General features: G+C 71.0%; 4 protein-coding genes. 2 read left to right on the forward strand and 2 right to left on the reverse strand.

The window, feature by feature from the left end; translation table 11 throughout:
• Positions 1 to 51 precede the first annotated feature (51 nt).
• A complete protein-coding gene (locus E1265_RS33615; RefSeq protein ID WP_132934738.1) occupies positions 52 to 285 on the reverse strand; it encodes an acyl carrier protein in 234 nt (77 codons plus the stop codon).
• Between the two features lie 244 nt (positions 286 to 529).
• Between E1265_RS33615 and E1265_RS33620 the strand changes: the two genes are divergently transcribed.
• Both E1265_RS33620 and E1265_RS33625 read left to right on the forward strand, forming a co-directional pair.
• Positions 530 to 1,927 (forward strand): ATP-binding protein, encoded by a 1,398-nt coding sequence (locus E1265_RS33620; protein WP_243741299.1) that lies wholly within the window; start codon positions 530 to 532, stop codon positions 1,925 to 1,927.
• A 312-nt stretch (positions 1,928 to 2,239) separates the two neighbouring features.
• Positions 2,240 to 2,686: a hypothetical protein gene (locus E1265_RS33625; protein ID WP_132934739.1), complete on the forward strand. Its 447-nt coding sequence runs from the start codon at positions 2,240 to 2,242 to the stop codon at positions 2,684 to 2,686.
• A 954-nt stretch (positions 2,687 to 3,640) separates the two neighbouring features.
• Here E1265_RS33625 and E1265_RS40895 read toward each other — a convergent pair.
• Entirely contained in the window at positions 3,641 to 4,843 is a 1,203-nt protein-coding gene (locus E1265_RS40895; protein ID WP_132934740.1) for a cellulose-binding domain-containing protein, read from the reverse strand.
• Positions 4,844 to 4,935 lie beyond the last annotated feature (92 nt).

Genomic DNA, 4,935 nt, shown 5'->3' on the forward strand with positions numbered 1-4,935 from the left:
CCCCCGCCGGGGTCACCGCGCCCACCCCCGACACGACCACCTCGTCCCGGCTCACGACGCCAGCGCCCGCGCGACGTCCGCCAGCGTCGACTCCCCGGTGAGGCCGTCCTCGTCCTGCGCCACCCCCGTCTCCTGCCGCAGACACAGGGCGAACTCGGCCCGCCCCAGCGAGTCGAGCCCGACCTCCTCCACCGTCACCTCGGGCGAGAGATCGTCACGCACGAACTGGAACTTGCCGACCAACACGGACACCACCGTGTCGTAGCTCTCGCTGTGCTCGCTCATGGAGCGCAGTCTGTCGGCCCGCCGGCACCTTATGTCGATTTAGGGCGGGAATGCACCCGTCCGCAGCACCTCGAATCCTGTCGTCATAGACTTCGACAGAATTCGACGTAGTAGGTCTAGACATTGCCGGGAGTCCGTCGTGAACGATCCGCTGACCGGCCCGCTGACCAAGCCCGCCGATGTCGTCGACCGTGACCGCGAGTGGGCCCTGCTGGCCGACTTCCTGGCCGACCCGTCCCCGGCCATGCGTCTCGGCATCGTGTCGGGGCGCCGACGACACGGAAAGTCCTACCTTCTGCAGGCACTCTCCGAGGCGGTCGGCGGCCTGTACGTCACGGCCATCCGCGAGGAGGGTCGGCTGCCCGCCCTCCAACGCTTCAGCGAGGCGATCGCCGCCCACGCCGGCCTGCGCGCCGGCGCCCTGCGCCTCGCCGACTGGCGCGACGTCCTCACCAACGCGTTCGACGTCGTCGCCAGGCGAGCCCGGGTCCCGCTCCTGGTCATCGACGAGCTGCCCTATCTGCTTCAGCACTCACCCGAGCTGCCCGGCCTGATCCAGCACCTCTACGACAGCCACCAACGCGGCACGGGCGGCGTCGGCGCCCGGCTGATCCTCTGCGGTTCCGCGATGAGCGTGATGCACGAGCTGCTGTCCGGCACCAAGCCGCTGCGCGGCCGGGCCGTCGTCGACCTGCGGCTCGGCGCCTTCGACTACCGCGCCAGCCGCTCGTTCTGGGACATCGAAGACCCGGGCACCGCTCTCCGCGTACACGCGGTGCTCGGCGGTGCCCCCGGCTACCGGCCCGTGGCCGGCCGCCCCGCACCCGACGCCGGCTTCGACCGCTGGCTCACCAGCACTGTTCTCGATCCAGGGCGCGCGGTCTACTCCCGCACGGAGACCGAGTACCTGCTGCGCGAGGACCCGCGCATCACCCAGCACACCCTCTACTACGACGTGCTCACCGCCATCGCCAACGGCGCCAGCACCCCCTCCAAGGTCGGATCCGCCCTCGGCCGCCAGCGCAACACCGTCACCCACCCGTTGGACGTCCTGGAGTCGACCGGCTATGTCCGCCGGGAGCAGGACATCCTCCGCCCCCGCCACCCCGTGATCAGTCTGGCCGACCCCGTCATCCGCTTCAACCAACTGATCACCCTGCCCCAGGCGGTGGCCGTCGAGCAGGGCTTCGCGGAACAGGTGTGGCAGACGTCGGCCCCCACCTTCAACTCCAAGATCCTCGGCCCGCACTTCGAGGACCTGGCCCGCGACTGGACCCGCCGCCACGCCCATGCCGTCCCCGGTCCGGTCGGCACGACGGAGGTTCCAGACCCGGCGGCCCGCACCAAACACGAGGTCGATGTCGTCGCCCTCGCCCCTGGCGAGCGACCCCAGTCCGCCCGCGCCCGCATCGCCCTCCTCGGCGAAGCCAAGGCCACGGCGACCCGACGTGGCGTCGGCGACCTCCAACGCCTGGAACGCATCCGCACGCTGCTCACCGAACAGGGCTACCAGACCACCGGAACCACCCTCGCCCTGTTCTCCCTGTACGGCTTCCACCCCGACGTGCAACGACTGGCCGCCCGCCGGGACGACGTGCTCCTTGTCGACCTAGCGACCCTCTACGACATCACCAACGGCTGAACCGTCGGGACCGGGGTCCAGCGAGCGTAGAAGCCCCAACAGACCGTTCACTGGTTCCAACTGCTCCTCGCTCAGTGGGTCGGGGCTGAAGTGCATGAGGTTGTTGCGGAACGTGACGCACTCATCCAGCCAATCGAGGAACACCTCCTGCTCGACCTCCCAGGACAGCCGGGCCCACTTCGCCGGTTCCTTCAACAGGTGCTTGTAGTTGCCGAAGGTGAGATCCGATGCCGACTGGGCGCTCTTGGCGCGCGCAACCGTGTCGCGGGTGACGCGGCCAAACGGGCCCGGCTGCGGGCCGACGGCACTCTCGTGTGGCAGATCACCTGGGACGACGTGATCGCCTGGGAGCGTGCCCTGGGCGGCGTCCCCGTGCCCAAGGACGGCGAGGAACCGCCGGTCGAGCCGCTGGCCGGTGCGCTCGCAGGCACGGCGGCCGACGCGGCCTGGCCGCCCTACCAGGTGGCCGGCGAGACCAGCCCAGGAGGGAAGGTGCGTGCCCGGTGGCAGGCGCGGGGGCGTGATCCGCGCGACCTGGACACGCTGGTGTTCGCCGGCGCCATCCCCGCCCTGCTCGGTTTCCTGCGGGTGCCCGATCTGGCTCGCTGGCGCGAGCTGGCCACCACACCCTGGCCGGGTTGTTGGTCGGCCGACAGCACGTGGTCTCCAACACCAAGGCAGCGCCGGCGGACGTGGTGCCCTGGGTGGAGGCGGTGCTGCGCGACACCACTCCGCCGGCGGTCGGCGGCGGCTCACTGACCCTGATCCACGCCAGAGACTGGTCCGCGCTGCCACTCGCCCTAACCGTCGACCAGGCGGTCGGGCGGTGGAGCGCCCTCGCGGTGCTGGACGACCGGGCCGCGGTGGTCGCCGGCGACCCGGCCGAGCACCGACGCCGCTGGAAGTCCTGGCTTTGCTGGGGCAACATCCTCCAGTTCCTCGACCCGACTGGCACCGGGCGGGCCGACGGGCTGCAACTCGTCCGCTCCACGCTCGACGAGTTCGACGCCGGGCTGCTGGCCGCCGCAGGCGCCCCGACAGGTGGTGTGCTGCCCGCGCTCCGTGCCGAACTGCCGGGTGCCGCCCTGGCCTTGGCGGCGGATGTGGACAGGCCGCGCACCCCGGAACTGGCCGTCCCCACACCGGGGCTGACCGCTCGCCGACCCCGCTGGAACGGGCGGCGTGGGACCTCGTCCTCAAGGAACTCTCCTTCGTCGGCGACCTCGAGATCGACGAACTGGCCCGGCAACTCGCCGCCCTGGCTCAGCTCGCCAACGGTCAGGTGGAGGAGGCGTTGGCGTCCTACCAGCGGGCGGCGGTCATCCAGCGCGGGCTCGGCGATCGTGCCCGCGAGGCCGCCGCCTGGCAGGGGACCGGACGGGCCTACCAGGCGCTGGGCCGGGCCGAGGAGGCTGCGGCCTTCCACCAGAACGCGGCCCGCGCGCAGCGAGTTGGGCGACGGCTGGGCGCGTGCCAACGCGCTGGACGGGCTGGCCCGCGCGCGGATCTCGCTCGGCGAGCGTGAGGCCGCGCGCCGCGCCTGGGCGGAGGCGCTGGAGCCCTGGAGCCCTATGCGGACGGGCGCGCCGAGCGGCTGCGGGACCGGATCGCGGCGGAATTGCGGTAGTCGGGGCGGGAGCGCCGTGTTGTCGCCGGCGGTGCGCGGGGTGTTCCCGGCCGGCCGGGGGCGTCGGGCCGTGCGGACCGGCCGTGTCAGTAGCCGTAGCGGGACTTCAGGTGACGCCACCAGTCGCGGAACATCCAGGTGTCGAACTCCGTGATGGAGGAGGAACTCCCGGCGCGCATGATGAAGTTGCTGACGCCCGTCGGTGTCCAGTCGTAGAAGTCGTCAAGGCCGAAGGTATGACCCATCTCGTGGAGGAGAATCGTGATGTTCTCCGTGTTGAGATTGCTCATGAAGTACTCGCGGCCCATCCGCTGGCCCCAGTCGCCGCCGGCTCCGCCGCCGAATCCGTCGGTGAGCCACAGCGACTGGTCGTAGTGGCGGGCGACCCCGCCGGGGCAGTTCGGGTACTGGCCGTTCTGGTTGAAGAACCGCCCGCACGGTGGCGCGCACTGCGGGGCGTTCTCCCCGATGTCGCCCACGTAGATGTCCACCGAGTTGTCGGTCCACTGGAGCTGGGACCGGTCGCGCACGGCCCAGGCGACCACCCGGATCGGGACGTTCGAGTACGGGAAGGCGTTGTGCCCGTACATGCCCTGGAACCACTTCTGGTAGGACCTGGCCAGCGCGGCGTGGATCTGGTCGCGTTGGGCGGCCGTCACCGACGCCGAGGAGTCCCAGCGGACGCAGTAGTTGAGGTAGCCGCCGTTGGCGAACAGCTGGTCCCAGCCGTAGTTGCGGAAGGCGTAGAGATTGCCGTTGTTGTAGGTCTCCTCCTGGTGCTGCCAGACCTGGTTCAGCGGGGTCACCAGGTTGGCCGGCGGGTTCCAGCCGCTGGTGGGGGGCGGATTGGTGGGCGGTGGGTCGGTCGGTGTGCTCTGTCCGGTGCACGTGACGCCGTTGAGCGTGAAGGTGGCCGGGACCGGGTTGGAGCTGTTGTTCCAGGAGCCGTTGAAGCCGAAGGACGCGGAGCCGCCCGTGGCCAGCGAGCCGTTCCAGTCGAGGTTTCGCGCCGTCACCCGGGTCCCGCTCTGGGTGACGGTGGCGCTCCAGGCGGTGGAGACGGTCTGCCCTCCGGTGAAGGACCACTCGAGGGTCCAGGAGGAGACGGGCGAGCCCAGGTTGGTCACCGAGACGGCTCCGGTGAAGCCGCCCTGCCACTGGCTGCTGATTTGGTAGTCGACCCGGCAGCCCTCGGAGGCCTGGGCGGGGGACGCGGTGATCAGTCCGCTGCCGAACGCGATGACCGCGGCGGCGAGTCCGGACAGCAGTGCCTTGCCTCGTAAAGACACGGGAACACCTCATGGGGGAAGAAGGGGCGGAGGGAGACGGACGGCTCCCGGCATCCCGGGCCGGCCGCGCGCCCCCGGGCGGGGGCGGCGGG

This window comes from Streptomyces sp. 8K308 (genome assembly GCF_004348315.1).
Taxonomy (GTDB): domain Bacteria; phylum Actinomycetota; class Actinomycetes; order Streptomycetales; family Streptomycetaceae; genus Streptomyces.

Excerpts from the sequence above, each read along its gene's own strand:
- E1265_RS33620 (WP_243741299.1), top strand. The coding sequence starts at position 530 with ATGCGTCTCGGCATCGTGTCGGGGCGCCGACGACACGGAAAGTCCTAC.
- E1265_RS33615 (WP_132934738.1), bottom strand. The coding sequence starts at position 285 with ATGAGCGAGCACAGCGAGAGCTACGACACGGTGGTGTCCGTGTTGGTC.